General features: G+C 37.4%; 19 protein-coding genes and 3 pseudogenes. 13 read left to right on the top strand and 9 right to left on the bottom strand.

Translation table 11 applies throughout. From position 1 onward, the window contains the following. Positions 1-15 precede the first annotated feature (15 nt). Positions 16-1032, bottom strand: coding sequence for a signal peptide peptidase SppA (gene sppA, locus F985_RS08105; RefSeq protein ID WP_019457289.1), 1017 nt, complete (start codon positions 1030-1032; stop codon positions 16-18). 132 nt (positions 1033-1164) lie between these two features. Here sppA and F985_RS08100 point away from each other — a divergent pair, with 132 nt between their 5' ends. Then, positions 1165-2124 carry a lysophospholipid acyltransferase family protein gene (locus tag F985_RS08100; protein ID WP_004699853.1) on the top strand — a complete coding sequence of 320 codons (960 nt, stop codon included), beginning with the start codon at positions 1165-1167 and terminating at the stop codon, positions 2122-2124. On the opposite strand, the gene F985_RS08095 is transcribed toward F985_RS08100, so the two are convergent. From F985_RS08095 to F985_RS08085, 3 genes are all read right to left on the bottom strand, one after another. Beyond that, entirely contained in the window at positions 2101-4533 is a 2433-nt protein-coding gene (locus F985_RS08095) for a DNA internalization-related competence protein ComEC/Rec2 (protein ID WP_004699852.1), read from the bottom strand. The genes F985_RS08100 and F985_RS08095 overlap by 24 nt on opposite strands. A gap of 83 nt (positions 4534-4616) precedes the next feature. Continuing rightward, positions 4617-5303 (bottom strand): lipoprotein-releasing ABC transporter ATP-binding protein LolD, encoded by a 687-nt coding sequence (gene lolD, locus F985_RS08090; RefSeq protein ID WP_004699850.1) that lies wholly within the window; start codon positions 5301-5303, stop codon positions 4617-4619. Then, the gene (locus F985_RS08085) at positions 5296-6531 is read right to left on the bottom strand and encodes a lipoprotein-releasing ABC transporter permease subunit (RefSeq protein WP_004699848.1); all 1236 of its coding nucleotides are present in this window, start codon (positions 6529-6531) and stop codon (positions 5296-5298) included. The genes lolD and F985_RS08085 overlap by 8 nt, the downstream gene beginning before the upstream one ends. Before the next feature lie 137 nt (positions 6532-6668). On the opposite strand from F985_RS08085, the pseudogene F985_RS26265 reads away from it, so the two are divergent. Further along, positions 6669-6749, top strand: a pseudogene (locus tag F985_RS26265) (PilZ domain-containing protein); the annotation flags it as partial. 29 nt (positions 6750-6778) lie between these two features. Here F985_RS26265 and F985_RS08080 read toward each other — a convergent pair. Together F985_RS08080 and F985_RS08075 are read right to left on the bottom strand one after the other, a co-directional pair. Beyond that, a complete protein-coding gene (locus F985_RS08080; protein WP_004699846.1) occupies positions 6779-7687 on the bottom strand; it encodes a DMT family transporter in 909 nt (302 codons plus the stop codon). A gap of 10 nt (positions 7688-7697) precedes the next feature. Continuing rightward, positions 7698-8183: a YaiI/YqxD family protein gene (locus tag F985_RS08075; protein WP_077163168.1), complete on the bottom strand. Its 486-nt coding sequence runs from the start codon at positions 8181-8183 to the stop codon at positions 7698-7700. Positions 8184-8439: 256 nt separating this feature from the next. Here F985_RS08075 and F985_RS08070 point away from each other — a divergent pair, with 256 nt between their 5' ends. Both F985_RS08070 and F985_RS25860 read left to right on the top strand, forming a co-directional pair. Continuing rightward, positions 8440-9381: a hypothetical protein gene (locus tag F985_RS08070; RefSeq protein ID WP_004699843.1), complete on the top strand. Its 942-nt coding sequence runs from the start codon at positions 8440-8442 to the stop codon at positions 9379-9381. Positions 9382-9414: 33 nt separating this feature from the next. Next, positions 9415-9561: a hypothetical protein gene (locus F985_RS25860; RefSeq protein ID WP_004699840.1), complete on the top strand. Its 147-nt coding sequence runs from the start codon at positions 9415-9417 to the stop codon at positions 9559-9561. A gap of 58 nt (positions 9562-9619) precedes the next feature. Here F985_RS25860 and serC read toward each other — a convergent pair whose 3' ends face one another. Next, positions 9620-10699 carry a 3-phosphoserine/phosphohydroxythreonine transaminase gene (gene serC / locus F985_RS08065; RefSeq protein ID WP_004699837.1) on the bottom strand — a complete coding sequence of 360 codons (1080 nt, stop codon included), beginning with the start codon at positions 10697-10699 and terminating at the stop codon, positions 9620-9622. A gap of 376 nt (positions 10700-11075) precedes the next feature. Between serC and F985_RS08060 the strand changes: the two genes are divergently transcribed. From F985_RS08060 to F985_RS08025, 8 genes and pseudogenes are all read left to right on the top strand, one after another. Further along, positions 11076-12563 (top strand): TolC family protein, encoded by a 1488-nt coding sequence (locus F985_RS08060; RefSeq protein WP_004699836.1) that lies wholly within the window; start codon positions 11076-11078, stop codon positions 12561-12563. 12 nt (positions 12564-12575) lie between these two features. Next, positions 12576-13697 (top strand): HlyD family secretion protein, encoded by a 1122-nt coding sequence (locus F985_RS08055; protein WP_004699833.1) that lies wholly within the window; start codon positions 12576-12578, stop codon positions 13695-13697. 3 nt (positions 13698-13700) lie between these two features. After that, complete coding sequence (locus F985_RS08050) at positions 13701-14831, top strand: ABC transporter permease (protein WP_139344791.1); 1131 nt, start codon at positions 13701-13703, stop codon at positions 14829-14831. Further along, a complete protein-coding gene (locus F985_RS08045; RefSeq protein ID WP_004699829.1) occupies positions 14828-15919 on the top strand; it encodes an A1S_2622 family ABC transporter permease subunit in 1092 nt (363 codons plus the stop codon). The genes F985_RS08050 and F985_RS08045 overlap by 4 nt, the downstream gene beginning before the upstream one ends. Before the next feature lie 260 nt (positions 15920-16179). Next, positions 16180-16974, top strand: coding sequence for a ChbG/HpnK family deacetylase (locus tag F985_RS08040; RefSeq protein WP_004699827.1), 795 nt, complete (start codon positions 16180-16182; stop codon positions 16972-16974). After that, the gene (locus F985_RS08035) at positions 16971-17951 is read left to right on the top strand and encodes a glycosyltransferase family 2 protein (RefSeq protein ID WP_004699825.1); all 981 of its coding nucleotides are present in this window, start codon (positions 16971-16973) and stop codon (positions 17949-17951) included. Before F985_RS08040 ends, F985_RS08035 begins: the two co-directional genes overlap by 4 nt. A gap of 1 nt (position 17952) precedes the next feature. Continuing rightward, positions 17953-18333, top strand: a complete 381-nt coding sequence (locus F985_RS08030) for a GtrA family protein (RefSeq protein ID WP_004699823.1) — start codon at positions 17953-17955, stop codon at positions 18331-18333. Between the two features lie 9 nt (positions 18334-18342). Beyond that, a pseudogene (locus F985_RS08025) lies at positions 18343-19629 on the top strand (ArnT family glycosyltransferase); the annotation flags it as partial. A gap of 25 nt (positions 19630-19654) precedes the next feature. On the opposite strand, the gene F985_RS08020 reads toward F985_RS08025, so the two are convergent. Continuing rightward, the gene (locus F985_RS08020) at positions 19655-20356 is read right to left on the bottom strand and encodes an IS1-like element ISPa14 family transposase (protein ID WP_001223318.1); all 702 of its coding nucleotides are present in this window, start codon (positions 20354-20356) and stop codon (positions 19655-19657) included. 57 nt (positions 20357-20413) lie between these two features. Between F985_RS08020 and F985_RS08015 the strand changes: the two are divergent. Continuing rightward, positions 20414-20785 (top strand): annotated as a pseudogene (locus F985_RS08015) (dolichyl-phosphate-mannose--protein mannosyltransferase); the annotation flags it as partial. A gap of 54 nt (positions 20786-20839) precedes the next feature. Here the strand turns inward: F985_RS08015 and gyrA are convergent. Beyond that, positions 20840-23554 (bottom strand): DNA gyrase subunit A, encoded by a 2715-nt coding sequence (gene gyrA, locus F985_RS08010; protein WP_004699817.1) that lies wholly within the window; start codon positions 23552-23554, stop codon positions 20840-20842. Positions 23555-23751: the final 197 nt, after the last annotated feature.

Genomic DNA, 23751 nt, shown 5'->3' with positions numbered 1-23751 from the left:
TTATCCTGATTTAAATTATTGTAGCTTGGCGTTTTGACTGGTCTCTAAACGTTGAGCAACCGACTCACTTAAGCCTTTACCCATTTCTGCACCCATTCGACCAAGAATAGATTGTAATGGGTTACGTTCAATCGTGTAGTCAACTTTATTATCAAGCTTCAGTTCACGCATCAAGCTCGTAATGTTACCTGAACGGTCAGCAACACCTAACTGAATTGCTTGTTCACCAGTCCAGAAAAGACCAGAGAAAATAGCAGGATCATTAGATTTTAAGCGTTTCCCGCGTCCTTCTTTCACTGCATTAATAAAATGAGTGTGGACGTTATCGAGTACAGATTGAATGTGCTCTCTTTGTACAGGATTGATCGGTTTTGTCATACTTAAAATGTCTTTATTGGTACCCGCTGTTAAAGTACGGTCTTCAATTCCTAGTTTTTGAGCTAAGCCAGTAATGCCATAATTTGGCATAATGACACCAATTGAACCGACTAAACTTGATGGATTTACAATAATTTCATCAGCAGCAGAAGCAATATAATAAGCACCTGAAGCACCCATATCACCAATTACTGCATAGACTTTCTTATCAGGATGTTCTTTTTTCAAATAGCGAATTTCTTGCCAAATTTCATCTGACTGAACAGGAGAACCGCCAGGAGAATTAATATTAAGTGCAATTGCTTTGCTATTTGAAGCTTCAAAAGCACGTTTAAGGGCTTTATTTGTATCTTCACTATTTACCGCTTGATTGCTTGAAGCATCAATGGTTCCAACAATATCAACCACAGCCAGATGAGCACTACTGCTGCTTGCTGCAGAGCTTTCCTTGCTGGTTGAGCAACCTTTACCCATTAATACAACAATGAACAATAGATAAATAAAAGTAAGTGTTTTAAAGAATATACCCCAGCGACGACTACGGCGTTGTTCTTCCACAGAAGCGAGTACCGCTTTCTCAAGGATTTGCCATTCTGGTCCGTTCTGTTTAGGGGTTATAGGTTCATTTTGTGGTTTTGGTGGCCAATCGGACATAAAATTCCAATCCAAATCAATCGAAATGATGTCATTATATACATTGATTTGATAAAAACTGTCTAAATAATATGATTTCATTTATAATATTTTTGTCTTTTTTTACTTGTTGTTTCCTCTCTACTGCTATAGATGACTAGACCAGATTCAAAAAGCATGAACTATCAATTACTCAAAACATTTAGCCGACTACCTATTCAATTTGGGCGTTCTATTGCTCGTATATTGGCTGGCGTAGTAAATACTCTAAAAATTACCAGAACATCAAAAAGTATAGAACTTAATTTAAGAATTGCTCTGCCCCATTTAACACCGCAACAGCGTATAGCGATTACAGAAAAAGCTGTAAGAAATGAGCTGACCTCATATTTTGAGTTTTTAAGTATTTGGGGTTCATCTAATCAAGAAAACATTGATCGCATCCATCGTATAGAAGGTGAACAATATTTTCATGATGCACTAGCTGAAAAAAAAGGTGTTGTATTAGTCGTCCCACATTTTGGTACATGGGAAGTCATGAATGCATGGTGCGCCCAGTTCACATCAATGACCATTTTATATAAACCAGTCAAAAATGATGATGCTGATCGTTTTGTACGAGAAGCTCGCAGTCGTGAACAAGCAAATTTAGTTCCGACCGATGAAAGTGGTGTAAGACAAATTTTTAAAGCACTCAAAAAGGGTGAAACTACAGTCATTTTGCCAGACCACACTCCAAATATTGGTGGAGATATGGTGAAGTATTTTGGTGTTCCACTTGCTTCAAGTAATTTAAGTGCAAAACTCATCCAAAAAACAAAAGCGAAAGCTTTATTTCTCTATGCAATCCGTAATGAAAATGACGGTTTTACCATGCATATTGAACCTATGAATGAGAAAATTTATGAAGGCTCTGCGGACGATGGTACTTATGTCATCCACCAAGCAATTGAGCAGCTCATTCATAAATATCCAGAACACTACCACTGGAGCTATAAACGCTTTAAAGCAAACCCAGCTTTAGATAATGTTTATAATATTGACCCTTTAGAAGCGATTAAAACTGTTAATAAACTCAAAGCTGAAGCTTTAGAGAGCTCTACGCAACCATAGCCGCTCAAAACGTCGGTCGTGTAAAACCATTTTGTGGCTTTCCAGAACAAAACTTAACTTTCCTTGCTCTACTGTACTTTTAAGTGGGATATGAAGGGCTTTTAAACGATTGATAACCTCTTGGCTAGGATGGCCATAACGGTTATCAAACCCTGCTGATGCAATTGCCAGTTTTGGTTTTAAAGTTGCTAAGAAATCATAAGCAGAGCTGTGCTTGCTTCCATGATGACCCAATATCAAAACATCTACTTTTAAGCTTGGATAGTCTTTTAACAGCTCGTACTCTGCTTCCCAGCCTGCATCTCCCATAATCAGAAAATTTTGGTAACCACTGACTCCTTTGAAATGAAGATATACCACACAGGAATATTGATTCTGTTGAGAAGATACAAAAACTAAATCTTTTTGTTTAGGCCATAAAACTTGGATATCCACCTCTGGATATTGCCAGTGTTGACCTTGATGACAATATTGAAATGACTGTTTGAGAGTATTTGAAGATTGCTCATTTGAGAGAACCTGCTTTACAGGAATCTCCTGCTGAATGGCTGGAAAAGCGCCACTATGATCTTGGTCAAGATGAGACAATACAACACGATCTAATTGTTTAACTCCTTGTTGGCGTAAAAAAGGGACTACAACATTTTGACCGATACTGAATTTTTTTTCATCGTAGGAACCACCTGTATCAATTAGCCAGTTTTGTTCAGGCTGCTGCAACAAAATAGCCTGCCCCTGTCCAACATCTAAAATATGAAGCTGAATTTGCTGGTTCGTTTTATTCACTACAATTAGGGGTAAACAACAGAGTAATCCCCACGTTTTTGGGAAAACGCCTTTAGGCAAAAATAAAATAAGGATACCTAAACTCACTGCGAATAAAGCCAGTGGCGTCAAGCTTATACCTTGTAGTGGTAAAGAGAGTTTTTCTAATAAGGTTAGGCAACTTAGTAAGATACTGAGTAAAATATCATTAAACTGAAATAGCATATTCCCGAATGGTTTGACGATAAACCATGCACAAGCAGCCAAAATATTTAAAGGGACAATAACACCACCAACAATAGGCACCGCAACAATATTGGTTAATGGAGCAACCCAAGAAATTTGTTGAAAGAAAAGTAAGGTTAAAGGACTCAATGCAATAAATATTTTGCCTTGAGACTCAATTAACACCTTACTCATAATAATCAGTTTTGAACTCAGACTTAAAAAATGTTGCTCAGGTAACTGCACTATAGTTTGGTAAATTCTTAATAAAATAAAGCATGCCCCATAAGACAGCCAAAAACCTGCAGAGAGGACACTAAACGGATCCATTAGCAACAGTAGACTGGCGCTATATACAAGTAATGCAAATGGTTTAAGGGGTTGTTTTAATATTAGGAAGGAAATAAATATAGAGACTGACAACAATGTCCGTAGTGCAGGAATTTCAAACCCAACAAAAGCTGTATAAATTAAAACCCCGAAACTGAATGGTACAGCCAATAAAACTTGTTTGGGTTTCCATAAATAAATTTGAGGGTAATAACGACAAATGAGTTGATGGCACACCCAAGAAAACATGATGGCAAAAATAAGTACATGTGGACCCGAAATCGCCAATAAGTGAGCAATTCCTAATTGTTTAAATTGTAGTTGAGTTTCATCTGATAAAAGACTTTCATCACCAGTCAGCAAAGCTAAAAGTAGGCCCTTTTGCTGTAATGAAGAATTGTGTAATAGATACCTAAAAGTTAAGCGAAGCTTTTCTATATTTAAATGAAATCTATTAAAAAAGGACTGCTGTCCTCTTAAATGCTGTTGATATCCTAATCGATAGATCTCATCAAGGCTTAAAGGTTCAATATGCTGAACAGTAAATCCAGACATTATATTTCGCTGAATAAACCACTTTTCCTGATCAAAAGCTCCTGTTGTGGCATAACTATGAGCAGGTTTTATTTTTCCAGATAGTTGATAGTAATGGCCTAATTCAAGTTCTTGACTGCCCTTCAACACATCCTGATTATCATTTTTTAAATACAACAGCCAATTTACTGATTCTTTAGATAAGTTTAATACTTGTCCAGTTTGTTGAACTTTATTGTCTTTTTCTTCACTGAGTTGCTTTATATAAACAATAATATCGAGATTCTTTGAATCCGTTTCTCTTTGTTGTAAGCGTTCGATCAGTGCATTCTCGGCATATTGATACCCGACAATAAACAGACTTGTTGTACATAACAGGCAATAAATAGCCTTTAGAAGTGGTCGGCCAACGAATACTGAGCGTCTAAAAAGATAAAAAATAAAGGCAAGTAAAAGTAAAACCTTAGCTACTTCTCCATATTGCATGATTAAAGGTAAATGAATACCCATTAATGCAATACCGCAAATCCACCCCAATAGAATAATTTTAAACATTCAAAATCTTGTGATTATCATTTTAGGGGCAAAATTAAAGCCCAACTGAGTGGGCTTTAACAATGTGATTTAATGACAATTTTTTAAGAACCGCTTACCCACAAACCATCTTCCATATGTAAGATAGAATCTGCCGCCTGAGCCAATTGCTCATCATGGGTCACAATGAGCATTGCCATGTTTAGTTCTTTCTTAAGATCAGTAAGTAACTCAAAAATACCAACAGCTGTTTTACGGTCCAAATTACCCGTTGGTTCATCAGCTAGAACGACCGCAGGCTTAGTCACCAATGCTCGAGCAAGAGCCACACGTTGACGCTCACCACCAGAAAGTTCACCTGGTTTATGGTCCATACGATGAGATAGCCCAACTCGATCTAGCAAATACTCAGCTTGTGCCTTTACAGACTTAAATTGACTGTCTGCTCGAAGCATTAAAGGCATTGCTACATTTTCAAGTGCAGAAAACTCAGGTAATAAGTGGTGAAATTGATACACAAAACCAAGGTATTTATTGCGTTGGAAACCACGCTCTGCTTCACCCAAGTTATCAAAGCGCTGTCCATTTAGAAATACTTGCCCTTGAGTTGGTTGCTCTAAGCCACCAAGTGCATGCAACAAAGTACTTTTACCCGAACCACTTGCACCGACAATAGATACAAACTGCCCTGCTTCAACCTGTAAAGAAAGACCTTTAATGACTTCAACCTTAGATTTACCGTCATCAAAATGCTTATAAATCTCTTTTGCTTCTAAAACGATTTTACTCATAACGCAATGCCTCGGCAGGTTGAACTTTGGCTGCACGAAGTGCTGGATAAATAGTTGCCAAGAAACTTAAGAGTAAAGAAACAATTACGATAATCGTCACATCTTGCCATCTTAAGTAAGAAGGTAAGTAATGTACAAAATAGGCATCGAACAAATTAAGTCCAAGCACATTATTAAACCAAGAAATAATATCGCTAATTGTAAGTGCCAAAATTACACCTAAAACCGTGCCAGCAACTGTACCAATTACCCCAATCACTGTACCTTGCACCATAAAGATTTTAGTAATCATAGATGGTGACGCACCTAAAGTACGTAAAATTGCAATGTCCGATTTTTTGTCGGTAACCACCATAACCAAAGAAGAGACAATATTAAATGCCGCAACTACAATAATCAGTACAAGTAATAAACCAACTAATGTTTTTTCCATTTGAATGGCGTTAAACAAATTACCGTGTGTATAGGTCCAGTTCGTTGCATAGAAATTGCTTGGCAAGTTTTTCACAATATCGTCGGCAACTTGAGGAGCAGCAAAGATATCATCCATTTTTAAACGAACGCCTTGGGCACCATCAGGTAAACGCAATAAAGTCGATGCATCGTATAAAGCAATGTACCCGACCATTGAGTCCACTTCAGCACCTACGCTGAAAATACCAACCACTTTAAAGCGCTTAAAACGAGGCACTACACCTGCTGGAGATGGCGTTGCTTCAGGTAAAACCAGTGTCACGCTGTCATTTAGACGTAAACCAAGTGAATCGGCCATGTCTTTACCAAGCACAATACCGAACTCACCTTTTTTCAGTGAGTCTAGGCTACCAGCAACAATATGATCTTGAATAATAGATACATTCTTCTCATATTTTGGGTCAATACCCGTCACCATAATACCAGCCACTTGCCCTTGAGCAGTTAACATACCTTGCAATTGGGTAAAAGGTGCAACTCCAGTGACATGGGGATGTTTTTCAACTCGTTTAACCAGTTCAGGCCAATCCGCAAGAATTTGCGTCGATGAAACTGTCGCTTGCGGAACCATTCCCAAAACACGATTTTTCAATTCGCGGTCGAAACCGTTCATTACAGAAAGTACCGTGATCAGTACAGCAACACCAAGTGTCAAACCGATCATGGAAACTAATGCAATAAAAGAAATAAAATGATTACTGCGTCGTGCGCGAGTATATCTCAACCCTATATACAGTGAGATTGGTTTAAACATACCTTCTAAATCCAAGGTCATTGATGGAAAATAGAGAAATGCAAGTTACACTTCCTATTTGGCCATATCGTTAGATGCAGTATTAAGGTTTAAAAATCAGTAAGTTCTGACCTATCCTTAACAATCCTAATATTATATTGCTGCGCTATTTTCTACTACTTAAGATATGAGATCAATTTGATCATGCATTTAGCTACGAATTAGAACAATTTAATGAATAAGCTCAACAAATTACCCTCATCTTCTGCTATTTAGATTTAATATGTTGAGCAAAATTACGGTTTGCCTGAATGTCTTTATAGAAATAAAGGAATAGACCAAACAAGATAATAAATGCCCCCACAAAAACCATCATCGAAAGATGTTCATGATTTAAAACAGCACCAATCACCATAGCTAACATAGGTGTAATAACGGTGGTAAGCGATAAAGTGGTTGCCTTTATATTTTGTACAAGTTTGAAATAACAGAACATAGCCAAAAGTGAGGCCATAAGCACTGTATAAATTAAAGCAAATAGAGATTTAGCTTGCGGTAAATGGGTCGGTGCATATTGCCAAATAAATGGAATTAGGCAGCTCGCCAAAAGTGAAGATACCAAAATTGAGCCTGTTGCCTGAGCCATAGGTTGAATTTTGGCATTCACTTTTTTTACCCAAAAAATAGAAAATGAATAAACGAAAACACTAATCAACATTAAAACAATGCCAAATGGATGCACGTGCTGACCAGATCCATTTAAGCAAATGATTGCTAGGCCACAAACAGCAATCGCCATACCAAGCCACTGTAGTTTATAAAGATGCTGACCAAACCCGAAACGACCAATTAAACCAGCCATAATAGGTGCCAGACCGAACATGAGGGCAATCATGCCTGAACTTAAATACTGAGTTGCAGCATAAGTAAAAATTTGAGAGCCAATTAAACTAAAAGAACCTGCAAAATAACTATGGAGAGCTTGTTTATGAATCGGAAAAGCTGTTTTTAAGACTAATAACACGATAACCGAAAGAGGTAATGCTATATAAAAACGTAACAGCAGAGCCCACATAACATGTAAGTCAGACACGCTCCATACAATGGCTAAAGGCGTCGTTGCCCAAATAAATACAAGCAACACATACGTTGAAGCCAAGTTGGTTTGGGATGGCATAAGAGGCTCACTAAGCAGTTTTACGTTTTTGCTTTAAAATCGTTTGGTCGAGTGAACTCGAGAACTCACGCTTATCACGTTCTGAAATTGGAGGTGGGCCTCCTGTTTGTACACCAGCGCCGCGCAGCGTGTCCATAAAATCACGTAAGTGCAAACGAGCCTTAACATTTGCAGTGGTATAAATCTCACCCCGTGGATGAATCGCAATACCACCCTTTTCAATAACTTGAGCAGCAAGCGGAATATCCTGTGTAATGACAATGTCATTTTCAGACATGCGGTCTACAATTTCCTGATCGGCCTGATCGGCTCCACTTAAAACCTGTATTGATTTAATACGTACCGATGGGGTAATTCCGACATTTTGATTGGCTACAAAAATCACTTCTAACTGATAACGATCTGAAGCTCGTAAAATGACTTCACGCAAAATTTTAGGTAATGCATCTGCGTCTACCCACAGCTTGAATGGCAGCACGTTATTCTCTATTTCCACTAAAAATATAAGTCTAACAGATGCATTAGACTCGAGAATAGCGCTAAATATAAAACTTATTTTCTAAATTTAATTTTAACAATACCTTAACAATCGAGCATATTCACTCTTAAAAGCGAGTGATTTATCGATTGGAAGGATTTTTGATAACTAAATATGTGCTTTTACAAGAGAATTTACACATGTTGACTTGAAAAATAGCAATTACCCTCGATTTAATATAACAAGTGAGATAAACCCAACATCAATCGTACTTATGAAAAATCAAAACAGTCCAGAAGTTATTACGGTAAACGACCAAAATTTTGGTAGTCATGGCGAGCATTGGAATCTATTAACCTCCCATCCAGAGACAGATGTACCAAAATGGCTTGGACTGGCGCTTGATGCACCTGTAATGCCAATGGGCTTATGTCAGCATGAAGATGAGATGGATCAATCTTTCTGGCTGATTCAAGGTCCTCAAGGACAGAATGTCACCATTAACCAAATTATTGCGGTTGAAAATCAAAAACCGCGCGCACTAAAAACAGCATTTCCTAGTTTTGAAAGTCCTTATCAATATAATGCGCAAATTGAGCGCATCATTACTTGTGACTCAGCAACTCAGGCAGTATTAAGTTTAAGATTAAATAAAAATACGACTGTTTATGCATTTGATAATTTATTTAGTGTTAATCGTTGTCAATATGACAAAACCCAAACTTATCAAGTTCAATTTAATGCATGGGCTTATGAGTTAGAACCAGTCCCTGCTGGTGAAACCATTGTTGTAGATGACCCAGCATCTATTAAACACCACCGTGCGTTAAATGCAATTTTGACTGAACATAATGGAATTGCACCTGAAAACCTACAAGAGCTCATTAATGAATGGCAACCAAAAACTGAGGAAGATCATGAGCCTGTAACGGTCGATTTTTCTAAAATGGTTGCATATTTATATGGAGAAAATCTTGGTCAGGAAGATGAAGCTTGGTTTCAAGGTAATATTGTAGGTAAAACTTCAATGTCATTTATGGGAGCAGAATATACTCTTTATGATGTCACTTTAGTTTTAGAAGATGATCTTCCTGCCATATTAGTGCGCATTGCGACCCAAAATGATTTGTACAAAAACTTTAATATTGGTGAATATATTCGCGGTAATATCTGGATTCAGGCGAATATTTATGCTAAAAATAGTGAAACTAATTGAATTTCACTAATATTTTAAAAATTAGGCTATTGAATGAAGATTATACCTGAACAAACCACCAGCCTCATTCAAACTAGTAACCCACGTATAAGGGTCGATACTGGTGCGTTTTGCTTTTTTGTTTTAGGTATGTTCTTAGCCGCGATGATGATTCATCAATTTGGTTTCGCCCCTTTTTAATGAATAAATTGCACAATAAATAAAGCCCTCTTTCGAGGGCTTTATTTATTTGATTTACTTAACCATTACGTTTAGCAAAATCATCCATAAAGCGAATAAGTGCTTGAACGCCTTCTAATGGAACTGCGTTATAAATACTTGCACGCATACCGCCTACTGAGCGATGACCTGCCAAGTTCAACAAATGATTTTCTTCAGCTTCTTTCAAGAATTGCTTTTCTAAAGCCTCATCTGCCAAAGTGAATGGTACATTCATAATTGAACGGTTTGGAATAGCAATCGGGTTATTATAAAAATCACTTGAATCGATATAACCATAAAGTAACTGAGCTTTTTCAAGGTTAACTTTATGAATAGCATCTACCCCACCCTGCTCTAGCAACCATTCGAATACTAAACCAGACAAGTACCAAGCATAAGTCGATGGTGTATTTACCATAGAACCATTTTTCGCTTGATCACCATATTTTAAAATGCTTGGAATTTCTGGTTTAGCTTGGTCAAGTAAATCATCACGAACAATAACGATTGTTAAACCAGCAGGACCAATATTTTTTTGTGCACCAGCATAGATTAAACCGAACTTGGTCACATCTAATGGAGCAGATAAAATACTTGATGAATAGTCACAAACAAGTGGTGCTTTAACATCAGGAATACCTGCAAACTGTAAACCACCAATTGTTTCATTATCTGCATAGTGAACATAAGCAGCATTATCAGATAAGTTCCATTCGCTTTGATCAGAAATTGCGAACTTACCATCTACTTTAATGCCTGCTTCGACAGCATTAATATCGCCATAGCGTTTTGCTTCTTTTAACGCTTTTTCAGACCAAATTCCTGTATGGATATAATCTGCTTTGTTATTTTTACCAAGCAGATTTAAAGGAATTGCTGAAAATTGTAATGACGCACCGCCTTGTAAAAATAGCACTTTATAGTTTTCAGGAATATTCATAAGCTTACGCAAGTCAGCTTCAGCTTTTTCAGCCACAGCAACATAGTCAGCACTACGGTGACTCATTTCCATGATGGATAGACCTTTACCTTGCCAATCCAACAATTCTTGTTGAGCTTTTTCTAAAACGGCAGTAGGTAATGCAGCAGGACCAGCACAGAAATTGTACGCGCGCATGATTTTTCCCTTGTAAAGTGAAACACAATAAAAAAAGGCATTTAACCACAGATTGCTTAAGGTTGCAGCAGCTTCTCTAGTAAATATTTCAATGCTAGGGCGTATTTAGGTTTATTTTTTCAATAACTATTTTATTTATTTCTTTGCTTTCACTTATTTTTTTATAAGTTTTATTAAATAAAGTTCAACTTGACTTGTGAATGGAGTTTCCCATACTGTGATGAATATATAAAGTATGCTGTATGATTTTGCATCAAGTAAAATAAACTCAAAATCATTTTGTGCTTTTATACAATTGTATAATAAACAATATGATAATTGAATTTAATAACAAGAAATTTAAACTATAAGGGATGATCAAAAATTGTTATATAAAATGCCAACACATCAGTATCGACAGTCAATACGCCCTTTTCTCTTTAAACCCAATTATCTTGCTTTGGTATTGGGAATATTTATTGCAACGCCTATTTATGCACAAAGCTTAAGTTATGCCGAAGCTGAACAACAAGCTTTAAAAAGCTCATATAGCACCCAAGCCAACCAAGCATTGCAACAAGCTTCTCAATTAGAAGCTGAAGCAGTCAAAGGCCTAGGGTTACCTAGAGTTGATTTAAACGTAAGAGCATACGCATTTCACAGTGAAACAGACGTACCACTTGGTAGTTTCAAACAAAAGCTTGAGAATGATTTAAGCCAAGGGCTAAATGACAAGTTGTCCCAGTGGAACAATGTCATTCCATCCGATGTTTTGGGACAAATTCAGGAAGGTTCAAACCAAATCATCCATGATGGCATAAATCGCTTTCCTAACTACGCTAATTTGACTTTAGAAGATCAGGTCGTACGCCCGTCTATTTCAGTTGTGATGCCACTTTATACAGGGGGCTTAACCAGCAGTGCAAAAAAGATAGCCAACATTCAGGCTCAGCGCTCAGAGCTTTCAAGCCAGCAACAACAAGATATCCAGCGGTTTGAAGTCGTACAAAGTTATTTCAATGTGCAATTACAACAGCAACTGGTCGCGAGTAGCTTATTTAACTTTAATGCAATGCAGAAACATTATAGCAATGCGTTAAAGCTCGAACAGCAAGGTTTTATTAGTAAAGGTCAACGCATGCAATTTGAAGTTGCTCGTAACAATGCAGAGCGAGCTTTACAAAACGCACAAGCAAACCTAAATGCCAGTCAATTCAGTTTAAACAATCTTCTTCATCAGCAAAGTAATGCTGATTTAAGTACTCCTCTTTTTGTAAATACAGTTAGTAGCCAATCTTTAGAAGCACTGCTAAGTAGTTACGCTCAAAAATCGAGTCTTGTGCAAAAAATGCAGTTAGATACTCAATTGGCTAATGCAAATATTCAAGCTCAACAAGCAGCAAAGAAACCAAGTCTATTTGCTTTTGGCGAATATGCACTAGATGAAAAGGAAAACTGGATTGTAGGTGTGATGGCAAAGTACAACTTGTTTTCAGGTGTAGATAAAAATAAGAATATTCATGCGGCCGAGTTAAAACGTTATGCCTCAGAACTATTAACTGAGCGAACTAAACAAGAAATTGAAGGATTGTTGAATAAATCATATAACGAGCTCAATTCAGCACAGCAAAGTCACACGTTATTGCAAAGAAATATTAGTGCAGCTCAAGAAAACTTACGTATTCAGGAGCTTTCTTTCCGTGAAGGTATGGGAACAGCCACACAAGTCATTGACGCGCAAAATGCGTTAAGTGCTTTAAAAACAGAAATGGCTTTAAATGCATATAAATATGTCATGTCACTTGCAACCTTATTGCAAAGCCATGGTTCTATGGACCAGTTTAAAGCTTATGTGACTCAACCACATACTGACTATATCCGCTAATAGGGGCATAACATGAATCAAGAATCATCTTCTTCTCAGCAAGATTCACCTGTTACGGATACAGAGCATACAGGTCAAGATCAACAAAATATTCAAACTGACAATACTCAAGAAGTAAAATCGAATAAAAGTAATCCTCAACCACCTAAAAATTCAAAAATTAAACTAATAATTGGTGTGGTCATTATTGCTTTGTTAGGTTTGATCATTTTCGGTTTGTGGAAAAGTTATCAACCAAAGCCTATTGAATTACAAGGCAGAGTTGAGGCTGAAACGATTCACGTGAGCACTAAAGTTCCAAGTCGTATTGAAGAAATTTATGTACAAGAAGGCCAAAAAGTTTCTAAAGGACAACCTCTAGTTCGTTTAGTGAGTCCAGAAATAGAAGCCAAAAAGCAACAAGCCCTAGCAACCTTACAATCAGCTTTAGCACTTCAGTCGACTGTGGATCGAGGTTCGCAACAAGAAAATATTGATACTCTGTATGCCAACTGGCAGAGTATGAAAGCTCAAGCAAATCTTGCAAAAACCACTTATCAGCGTGGAGAAAATTTATATAGACAAGGTGTCATTTCCCGTCAAAGACGAGATGAGATGTTTGCAGCCCAAACCTCTGCTCAAGAGTTAAGTGAGGCAGCTTATCAACAATATGCGCGAGCAAAGCGCGGAAGCACCAGTCAACAGAAATCTACAGCAGATGCTCAAGTGGATATTGCCAAAGCAGCTGTCAGTGAAGCCCAAGCACTTGAAGCAGAAACCCGCTTACTCGCTCCTATTTCAGGTACAGTTTCAAAAACTTATGGCAAACCTTCTGAACTGGTTGCAATAGGTGTACCGGTTGTCAGCATTTTAGAAGATGATGATTTGTGGGTGAGTTTAAATGTCGGTGAAAATCAGTACGCTTCTGTTTATAAAAACAAAACGCTAGAAGGATTCATTCCTGCGCTAAATCAAACCGTAATGTTTAAAGTAAAAAATATTGATGCTGAAGGTGAATTTGCCACGATTAAAACCACACGTCAGACTGGTGGTTATGATATTCGTAGCTTTAAATTGCATCTAGTGCCTGAGCGTCCTGTCAAAGACTTAAAGGTTGGCATGAGTGTTCTATTTAAAATTAAAGAAGAAAAATAAAACATGTTTGCCAGTATATTACGTGAACTAAAATATCTAAGAAGCAATAAATGGGATTTGTGTATGGTGACACTCATCCCTGCTTTTATCATTTTTCTGTTTAGCAGCATGTTTTATGCAGGTAAGGCTGAACATTTACCTATCGCAATTATTGATCAGGATCAAAGTGAGCTGAGTCGCAATATTGAAAAGTATCTTTCGTTAAACCATACGGTAGATGTTAAAACAATTATGGCAAGCTCGACCGAAGCTGAAAAACTACTCAATGAAACCAAAATTTGGGGCTATATTTTTATTCCTGACGGCGCTGAAAAACGTTTTGTAAAAGCTCAAGACGCTCAAATTAGCATTGCATTTAACCAATCTTTTTTTAGCGTAGGAAATACGATTTCCTCTGCCATGTTAGTCAGTACACTCAATGCTTTAGCAGACTACGCAGGCCAGAGTTATCTAGCAAATAATATCCCCTATTTAGATGTTCCTACAGCGCACGTCAAAATTTCAACACTCTATAACCCAAATATGAGCTATGAATTTTATTTAGAACCTTTCATGGTTCCTGCTGTTTTGCACCTATTACTCTGTTGTTGCGTGGCTTTTGCTATTGGACAAGAACTTAAACGCGGCACCTTAACCCAGTGGGTTAACCGTGAAAATTTTATCCGCGGCTTACTGGCTAAAAATTTACTTTATAGCTTTATTTTTTGTCTCTGGACTTGGTTATGGATGTTTTGGTTGGTTGAGATTCGCGGTTGGTTTGTCGCTGGCTCTCTCAGCTTTTTATTAGTTGCTCAGTTTTTGCTTTATTTTTCTTATGCACTCATTAGTAGTACTGTCATTCTTGCCACCAAAAATTTAAGTAAAACTTTTGGTTTTATTGCGGTATACGGTGGTTCTTCTTTAAGTTTTGCTGGTGTGACCCTGCCTTTAAATAATGCACCAATTTTCACTAAATTTTGGTCTTTAATTATTCCTTATACACCTTATGCAAAGCTCCAGACCGAACAGTGGGTCATTGGAAGTCCACTTTTTAATTCAATGACGTCCTTTTTAATACTGATTGGCTACTGTCTTATTTATTTCATTTTGAGTTCCTTGCTACTTAAAAAACTAGTTCGGGGAGCTGCGCAATGAAAGAATTCTTAAAAGCTTATGCCCAAACATTTAAAGATATTGTTAGTAACAGTTCGGTTTTCACGACACTGATTTTATCAGTCATTCTTTATAGCTTTTTTTATCCAACTGCCTATAAAGCTGAACGTGCTGAATCAATTCCAATCGTCATTGTTGACGAAGAACAAAGTCTTTTAAGCTCTCAAATTATTGGACAAACAAGCAATAGCCCGAACGTAAAAATTGTTGAAGTCACTGCTAATTTTCTCGAAGCCGAACAAATGGTACGTGAACAAAAAGCAGATGGTATTTTGCTTTTACCCAACAACTTAACACAGAGCCTACGCCGCGGAGAAACTGGTGGAATTGGCTTATACTTAAGTACAACCAACTTTTTAAAAACTAAAGAAATTGGGTTAGGTCTTGCTACTTCTATTGAGGCCACATTAAAAGAATATGTTGAAAAATTTGGAGAGCGTACTCATTTCCAACCAGCCCTTTCTATTCATCAGGTTCCTTTATTTAATCCCCTTTCAGGTTATGGAAGCTATATTTTTCCAGCAGTTGCCACACTCATTATTCATCAAACGATTGTATTAGGCTTAGCCATGCTGATTGCAAGCTACCGCGAACAGCATAAAAAAATTACAGCTATTCGGTTTGCTGGAATTTTTGCCAGCCTATTTACTATTGGTTGCTTAGGTAGTTTTTATCTTTTTGGTTTTACCTTGTGGTTCAACGACTATCCACACGGTGGAAATTTTATTGGTTTACTCGTCGCGGTTCCGATTTTTATTAGTTGTGTGATTGGATTAGGCATGTTGATTGGCTCACTTTTAGACATGCCTGAACGTGCTGGACATATTATTGTATTTAGTTCAGTTCCGCTTTTCTTATTAACTGGTACCGCATGGCCCCACCATGCCATGCCTGAATGGTTACAATGGTTTGCTTGGTGCTTACCTTCTACACACGGTGTACAAATGTTTGTACAGCTTAATCAAATGGGTGTTCCTTTAAATGTTGTGATACCTAAATTAATTTTTCTTGCAACAATTGGAATCATTTTTTTAATTATTGCCCATTCACGTTTAAAAAATTCTAAGTAAATTTAAAGGTTCATGAATGTATATAAATTATATTTTTATTTACTATAAAATCTTATAGTTAAATCTTATTTCTTAAATAATTGACCAAAAATTTATAAAAAAAATAAATAAATTCAAAGCATTAGTTTGTATCAATTGTCATAAAACCTTAAGAAAACTTTAAGTTGAAATTAAGGATATTTGTTCATAGTAAAGCTGTTTAGTTTTTCAGCAGCTTTTCAGGGTATCTCTGCTACTCTGACCCATTATGGAACTTGAATATGGCAAAGGTGTGTTATTGCGCATATGACTTTGCAATGAATGCGGAAATATCTGACGCAATTATTCAATTAATTGAACAAGGTACACTTCAAGCAACCTCATGTATGACCCAATCTGAACTATGGGAAACTGCTGCTGCCAAATTAAAACCTTTTAGTGACCAAGTTGATATCGGTTTACATTTAAATCTTACCCATGCTTTCGCTTCAGGTAATACTGTTTTTTCCTTACCCATGCTTATTTTACGTGCATGGTCTTCAAGTCTGAATCGTGAATTAATTACCCAATGTATTGAAGAACAATGGGACTTATTTGTTTCAGCCATGGGAAAGCACCCAGATTTTATTGATGGACATCAGCATATTCATCAATTTCCATTCATACGCGATATTTTGCTGCAATTGTTAAAAGAGAAAAAATTTACGGGTTGGATTCGAAATTTACAGCACCCGATAGATTTACCTCACTATCGTTTTAAAACTCGCGTGCTCTCTGCACTCGGCTCTAATTCTTTAGCAAAAGCATGTCAAACATATCATTTTAATCAAAATGACCAATTTGCTGGCATCTATGATTTTAAGCAAACTGACTATGGCGAACTGAACCAGTATTGGCTTGCGCATGCAAAAGACCACTTACTGATTATGTGCCATCCAGCGCTTGCAGAATCAAATGATCAAGATCCGATTCAACATGCCCGAATACAAGAATATGAATATTTCAGTTCGGATCAATTTCAACTTGATTGTCAGCAATATGGTATCCAGCTCACTAGACTAGGGGCAATGCAATGAACACAAAACCATTTTTATCCTGCGTTGTTCCAGCCTATAACGAAGCAGAAAATTTAAAAACTTTTATTCCTGCTTTAGCAAATAGTCTAAAACAGCAAAATCTTAGCTTTGAAATTATTGTTGTAGATGATGGGAGTAAAGACGACACCATTCCTATTCTACAAACAATGATTGATGATTACCCATTGGTTGTGCTTGAACTTTCACGCAACTTTGGTAAAGAGGCAGCTTTAAGTGCTGGCTTAGATCACGTAACAGGTGAAGTGACGCTACTCATTGATGCTGATTTTCAACATCCATTTGAAGCAATTCCAACCATGATTAACCTTTGGAAAAATGGTTATGACATGGTATATGGCATTCGCAATCGTACTACTGAGTCTTCGCTCAAACGTGTTTTAACCCAAGGTTACTATCGTATATTAAACTTAAGCTCACCGATCGATATTCCAGAAAGTGCTGGCGACTTTCGTCTATTAGATGCAAAAGTTGTTGAAGCAATTAAACAATTGCCAGAAAAAAACCGCTATATGAAGGGTCTCTATGCTTGGGTTGGATTCAAAAGTATAGGCGTTAATTTTTCTGAGCAAGAACGTCAGCATGGTCGTTCCAGTTTTAATGTAAAAGCTCTCTTTAATTTAGCCATGTCAGGTCTAACTGGTTTTTCAGATTTACCTTTACGCATTTGTATTTATTTAGGTGCAATCTTAGCTTTAGGTGCTATGGGTTACGGAACATGGATTATCCTTAAAACCTTGATTGAGGGTGTTTCTGTTCCAGGTTGGGCAACACTTGTAGCAGGCATGACATTACTGGGTGGTATACAATTGCTATTCTTGGGCATTGTCGGTGAATATGTAGGTCGAATTTATGCGGAAGTAAAAAATAGACCAAAGTATATTGTTGCATCTGAACATTCTCATATTAAAAAAGAAAAATCCATCACAAAGCCTAAAAATACATTCTCAAGTTTCTAACATGTTTGCTCATATTTTTCAGCTCACGCGGTTTGCCACTACTGGTGCCGCAGCAGCGCTCACTCACTATAGTGTAGCCATGCTTCTGTTTAAGCAGCATGTCGAGCTGCAATATGCCAATTTACTTGCATTTTTAGTTGCCTATTGGGTGAGCTATTTCGGGCATCGCATTTTTACTTTTAAAGCACAGCATCTTGCTCATCGTCAGACTTTACCAAAATTCACATTAGTTGCAGGCTTAGGTTTTTTATTTAATGAAAGTTTTCTTTTAATTTCAAATCTTTATTTTGACATTCCTGTTTCAACCTTAGTGTGTATTGCAATTGTTCTGACTTCTGTCGTGACTTTTTTGCTTAACCGTTTTTTTGCATTTCAACATTAAGGATTGTGTATGCAGCAATGGCTTCGTAATTCGAAATTTTTATTATTTTTTTTACCATGCTGGTTACTTGTTCTTTCTTGGATAAGACCTTTGTCAGTACCCGATGAAGGCCGCTACGGAGATATTAGCCGAGCAATGGTCGAAACTGGAGATTGGTTAACTCCAAGAATCGATAGTTTACCATTTATGCATAAACCTCCATTGCTCCATTGGTTAAGTTCTATTTTTATGGAAATTTTTGGGGTGCATGTATGGGTATTACGCTTAGTACCTGTTTTGGCCGCTACACTCACCTTAGTTGGTCTATTCTGGTTTGTAAAAAAACATATTTCAGAGCGTGTAGCGCAACTCACGGTTATTATTTTAGCGACTAACCTACTTTTTTTTGGTAGTAGTCAATACATTAACCATGACTTATTAGTAGCATCTGGGATTACATTAAGCGTTTTATGCTTTGCTGATTTCACTATTTCTGCACGTAAATCTATCTTATTTTTAGGTTATGTTGCAGGCGCAGCAGCCTTTCTCAGTAAAGGACTTATTGGTGTTCTCATTCCAGGCATGATTTTATTACCTTGGTTACTCTACACCAAACAGTGGAAGAAAATACCTTCGCTTCTTAATCCATTAGGGATATTGCTATTCTTACTTATCGTTAGTCCATGGTTATACGCGGTACAAAGTAAATATCCTCATTTTTTACATTATTTCTTTATTGATCAACAATTTAGTCGATTTAGTTCAAAAGAATTTAATAATAAGCAACCATGGTGTTTCTATCTGCTTATTTTATTTGTTGGTTCTTTACCTTGGTTTTTTGCGAGTAGATTTGACTCTATTAAGACCGTCTTTAAAGATCATAAGCAATCTGGTGTATTTGCTTTGCTTGTATGGTGGTTTATTTCTGTCACGGTTTTCTTCTCCATTCCACCTTCTAAACTAGCGGGCTATATTTTACCTGCTGTCCCGCCCCTTACTATTTTCTTGGCACTTGTGATGAATAAGGTTCTTGAAAGCAGTTATAAAACCAAATTACAGGTATGGGGTACTCCTGTATTTATTATGATTCTTGGAATAGGCATTGTGGCTACCCCACATTTTCTGCGTGCGAATCAGCCTTTTTTCCAACATGAAGCGGTATTCATTTACACGATTGGCACACTGTTAATTGTGCTTCCATTAGTTTTAGTATGGTTATATAAAAAGCAAAAAGTGAGCTATTTAAACTATATTTTTATAAGTTTAATTGTTCTATGTAGTGCGGTTCCTTTTGCTGTTCGTATTTTAGATACTAGGTGGTGTTTCAAAAAGTATGCTGACATTAAATGAAGCCATTATTGATGTAAAAAAAGGTTAAGTCGAAAGCTTTAAAATGGTTTTCAATCTTTTTTGAAAAATTACAACTCCTTCTAAAACCACGCCTAATTCGATGCCTTATTTTGCAATTATTACCTTCAATACCTACAGTAAAAAATTTACCAATACTTTGCTTGCAGTTTTTAAAAGCAGTTATGAAACTGTCCCAATGATCACTTGCAATTCGGGTGTAGTGAATACCTAATTGTTTAAGCTTTGTTTTCAATCGTTGAACTGTAGCTAAGTCTCTTTTACCCCAAACATAAGCAACAATCTCACCTGTTTCTCGATGGTAGGCGTAAATAAGCCATTGTTTATTATTTTTATTTCCCACAAAAGTCCAAAACTCATCAACTTCAAGAGACTCATAATGACTTTGTTTAGGCTGAATTTGGTAGGTCGATTCGGTTAAAGTACGTAAAACTTTACCGATACTGATTCGCTCAACTTCAGCGATATCTCGTATACCACTACCTCTGACCATCAACTGTAATATTTTTCGAGTAATGCCTGAATTACATCCTAGATAGCTCAGAGCATGGTCACCAATAAACTGACGTTTACAGTCTTTGCACTGATAGTTTTGTTTCCCATCTACTTTGATGCCATTTTTCTTTATACTGTCACTGAGGCAGGTTGGACATTTGATTTCTAGAGTTATTCGCATTTCTCTATTTTATCAAAATTCAACCTGCTTTGTTTCAGCATACTTTTTGAAACACCACCAGATACTAAAAATAATGTGGGCCAAACAGATTTTGCTGAGTACATCACCCCATCTACAAAAATAGTTTTCTATAATTACTATTTCTATGATGTGCCTTTCCTTTTACAGCTTAAACAGCCTGTCTACATTGTAAATGAATGGGATAGTGTTCATTCTGATAGCGCCTCTTTAGAAATTAAGGATGGTTTGTTATTTGAGCCTGAACGTAAGAAGTATTTATGGAGCGAGCAGCAACTTAAAGATGCCTTAGCCCAAAAGCAAGATTTGATTGTGGTCAGTCAGCCAAATAATTTTGCAACTAAAGATCCTTCTGTGAAAACTCTACACTACCGAAACTATGATGTATTTATTTTCCATCCAACAAAATAAATAGATTACACATAAAAAAGGAAGCCTCAGCTTCCTTTTTTATTTTAAAACTTTTTACTCTTCAGAAGTATCTTCATTATTAGATACTACTTCTTCACTATCGGTTTCAGTCGTATCTACTTCGCCTTCAAGAAGTTCTTCTTCGTCTTCTACAGCTTCAATTGAAACCACACCAACCAAAGTTTCTTCTTCGCTTAAACGAATGAGACGAACACCTTGAGCATTACGGCCTGTCATTGCAACCTCTGCGGCACGTGTACGAACAAGCGTACCACCATCAGAAATCAACAATAACTCTTTAGTTTCATCAATAGAAACTGCACCAACTAGCTCACCGTTACGTTCAGTTGTTTTAATTGCAATAACACCCTTACCACCACGTTTCTTGGTTGGGAAGTCATTTACAGGGGTACGTTTACCATAACCGTTGGCACTCGCACATAGTACTTCACCAGTCTCTGGCACAACTACAAGCGATACAATACGACTTACTAGATTTGAATCTGCTGAATCATCGTTATCATCTGATTCATCGTTTTCAACGTCTGCATCTTCTTCACTTAAGGTACTGCTTGCGAAGCTCACGCGCATACCACGTACACCTTTCGCTGTACGACCCATTGCACGTACGTCAGTTTCAGCAAAACGAATTGCTTTACCTTCGTTAGAGAACAACATGATTTGCTGATTACCATCAGTAATCGCAACACCAATTAAGGTATCTTCTTCATTCAGTTCAATAGCACGTAAACCATTTGAACGAATGTTTGCAAACTGTTCTAACTCAACACGCTTAACCGTACCAGAAGCAGTCGCCATAAACACATAGTGGTTTTCTGGGAACTCTGTTAACGGCAAAATAGCAGTAACTGTTTCTGTTGCATCTAAAGGTAACAAGTTCACGATTGGACGGCCTTTTGCCCCACGTGATGCTTGAGGAACTTCAAATACTTTCAGGCGATACACTTTACCTACGTTGGTAAAGCAAAGTACCGTCGCATGGTTCGATGCCACAATCAGATGTTGAATAAAGTCATCATCTTTCATAGAGGTTGCAGACTTACCACGTCCACCGCGGCGCTGTGCCTGATAGTCTGAAAGTGGTTGAGTTTTTGCATAGCCCGTTTGAGAAACAGTTAATACCACTTGTTCTTCTGGAATTAAATCTTCACGACAGAAATCAACACGAGATTCAACAATTTCGGTACGACGTGCATCAACATATTGTTGTAATACTTGAGCTAGCTCTTCACGAATAACAGCCATCAACAAGTTGAAGTCGTTTAGAATTGCCGTCAGTTCAGCAATTTGACCTAAAATCTCGGTATATTCAGCGTGTAACTTGTCTTGTTCTAGACCTGTTAAACGGTGTAAACGTAATTCTAAAATTGCGCCTACTTGCGTCGGAGATAAACGGTAAATTGAATCGCTTAAACCAAATGGACGATTTGGATCTTCACCTTCAATTTCATCTGGACGAACCGAAATAGCCCCTGCTTTTTCAAGTAATGAAATAACACCACCACCTGCCCACTCACCAGCAAGTAAACGCTCACGCGCTTCAGCAGGGTTAGCAGAAGTTTTGATGGTTTCAATAATTTCATCAATATTTGCTAAAGCAACTGTCAAACCTTCCAAGATATGACCACGTTCACGTGCTTTACGTAATTCGAACATGGTACGGCGTGTCACAACTTCTTGGCGGTGACGAATAAATGCCGCAATAATATCTTTCAGATTCATCAATTTTGGCTGTCCATTGTCTAGACAAACCATGTTGATGCTGAATGAGTTTTCAAGCTGGGTATTTAAGAATAAGTTATTTACAACGACTTCTGCGTTTTCACCGCGTTTTAAGTCAATTGCAATACGCATACCGTCTTTGTCAGACTCATCACGAAGCTCTGAAATACCTTCAAGTTTTTTCTCTTTTACCAACTCAGCAATACGTTCAATTACTCTTGCTTTGTTGACTTGATATGGAATTTCAGTAAAGACGATGGTTGTACGACCTGTCTTTTCATCTTCTTCGAAATGGTATTTACCACGAATGTGTAAACGACCTTTACCGGTACGGTAGGCATCAACAATACCTGATTTACCGTAAATAATACCGCCTGTAGGGAAGTCAGGACCAGTAATGTATTCCATCAATCCTTCAATCGAGATATTCGGATTATCGGCATAAGCCAAACATGCATTCACAACTTCTGTCATGTTGTGTGGTGCCATGTTGGTTGCCATACCTACAGCAATACCAGCAGCACCGTTAATTAACAAGTTTGGAACGCGTGTCGGAAGTACCTGAGGAATACGTTCTGAACCGTCGTAGTTATCTTCCCAGTCAACTGTGTCTTTTTCTAAATCTGCAAGAAGCTCATGTGCCAGCTTAGTCATACGGACTTCGGTATAACGCATTGCCGCGGCACTATCACCATCGATCGAACCGAAGTTACCCTGACCATCAACCAATAAATAACGTAAGCTAAAGTCTTGAGCCATACGAACAATGGTTTCATAAACAGCTGAGTCACCATGCGGGTGATATTTACCGATTACGTCCCCAACGACACGAGCAGATTTCTTGTAGGCTTTGTTATAGTCATTGCCCAATTCGTGCATGGCATAAAGCACACGACGGTGAACAGGTTTAAGACCGTCTCTCACATCCGGCAATGCACGAGATACGATTACACTCATTGCGTAATCTAAATATGAATGCTTGAGTTCGTCCTCAATGGCAATCGGTCGGATTTCCGATACGCTCATGCATACTCCTTCTTACAGATAGATATTTCTATCCGTTTATATGTCTTGATCTTGCAAAAAATTTAGTTCCGGAAAGTGAACTAAAATCGAAAAAAATATAGCTGTATACTATAGCATAAAAGCACTTTGTAATGTGCGGAATCTACACTGCCAATCTAGTGATATTTGTATAATTTAATTGCATATTATTCTTATCA

The sequence above is a fragment of the Acinetobacter seifertii genome, from assembly GCF_000368065.1.
GTDB lineage: Bacteria > Pseudomonadota > Gammaproteobacteria > Pseudomonadales > Moraxellaceae > Acinetobacter > Acinetobacter seifertii.
This window is presented reverse-complemented; position numbering and strand designations above follow the sequence as displayed.

Excerpts from the sequence above, each read along its gene's own strand:
- F985_RS08045 (WP_004699829.1), top strand. The coding sequence starts at position 14,828 with ATGAAAGAATTCTTAAAAGCTTATGCCCAAACATTTAAAGATATTGTT.
- F985_RS08055 (WP_004699833.1), top strand. The coding sequence starts at position 12,576 with ATGAATCAAGAATCATCTTCTTCTCAGCAAGATTCACCTGTTACGGAT.
- lolD (WP_004699850.1), bottom strand. The coding sequence starts at position 5,303 with ATGAGTAAAATCGTTTTAGAAGCAAAAGAGATTTATAAGCATTTTGAT.
- gyrA (WP_004699817.1), bottom strand. The coding sequence starts at position 23,554 with ATGAGCGTATCGGAAATCCGACCGATTGCCATTGAGGACGAACTCAAG.
- F985_RS08100 (WP_004699853.1), top strand. The coding sequence starts at position 1,165 with ATGACTAGACCAGATTCAAAAAGCATGAACTATCAATTACTCAAAACA.
- F985_RS08095 (WP_004699852.1), bottom strand. The coding sequence starts at position 4,533 with ATGTTTAAAATTATTCTATTGGGGTGGATTTGCGGTATTGCATTAATG.
- F985_RS08070 (WP_004699843.1), top strand. The coding sequence starts at position 8,440 with ATGAAAAATCAAAACAGTCCAGAAGTTATTACGGTAAACGACCAAAAT.
- F985_RS08085 (WP_004699848.1), bottom strand. The coding sequence starts at position 6,531 with ATGTTTAAACCAATCTCACTGTATATAGGGTTGAGATATACTCGCGCA.
- serC (WP_004699837.1), bottom strand. The coding sequence starts at position 10,699 with ATGCGCGCGTACAATTTCTGTGCTGGTCCTGCTGCATTACCTACTGCC.
- F985_RS08035 (WP_004699825.1), top strand. The coding sequence starts at position 16,971 with ATGAACACAAAACCATTTTTATCCTGCGTTGTTCCAGCCTATAACGAA.
- F985_RS08050 (WP_139344791.1), top strand. The coding sequence starts at position 13,701 with ATGTTTGCCAGTATATTACGTGAACTAAAATATCTAAGAAGCAATAAA.
- F985_RS08080 (WP_004699846.1), bottom strand. The coding sequence starts at position 7,687 with ATGCCATCCCAAACCAACTTGGCTTCAACGTATGTGTTGCTTGTATTT.
- F985_RS08060 (WP_004699836.1), top strand. The coding sequence starts at position 11,076 with ATGCCAACACATCAGTATCGACAGTCAATACGCCCTTTTCTCTTTAAA.
- F985_RS25860 (WP_004699840.1), top strand. The coding sequence starts at position 9,415 with ATGAAGATTATACCTGAACAAACCACCAGCCTCATTCAAACTAGTAAC.
- F985_RS08020 (WP_001223318.1), bottom strand. The coding sequence starts at position 20,356 with ATGCGAATAACTCTAGAAATCAAATGTCCAACCTGCCTCAGTGACAGT.
- sppA (WP_019457289.1), bottom strand. The coding sequence starts at position 1,032 with ATGTCCGATTGGCCACCAAAACCACAAAATGAACCTATAACCCCTAAA.
- F985_RS08040 (WP_004699827.1), top strand. The coding sequence starts at position 16,180 with ATGGCAAAGGTGTGTTATTGCGCATATGACTTTGCAATGAATGCGGAA.
- F985_RS08030 (WP_004699823.1), top strand. The coding sequence starts at position 17,953 with ATGTTTGCTCATATTTTTCAGCTCACGCGGTTTGCCACTACTGGTGCC.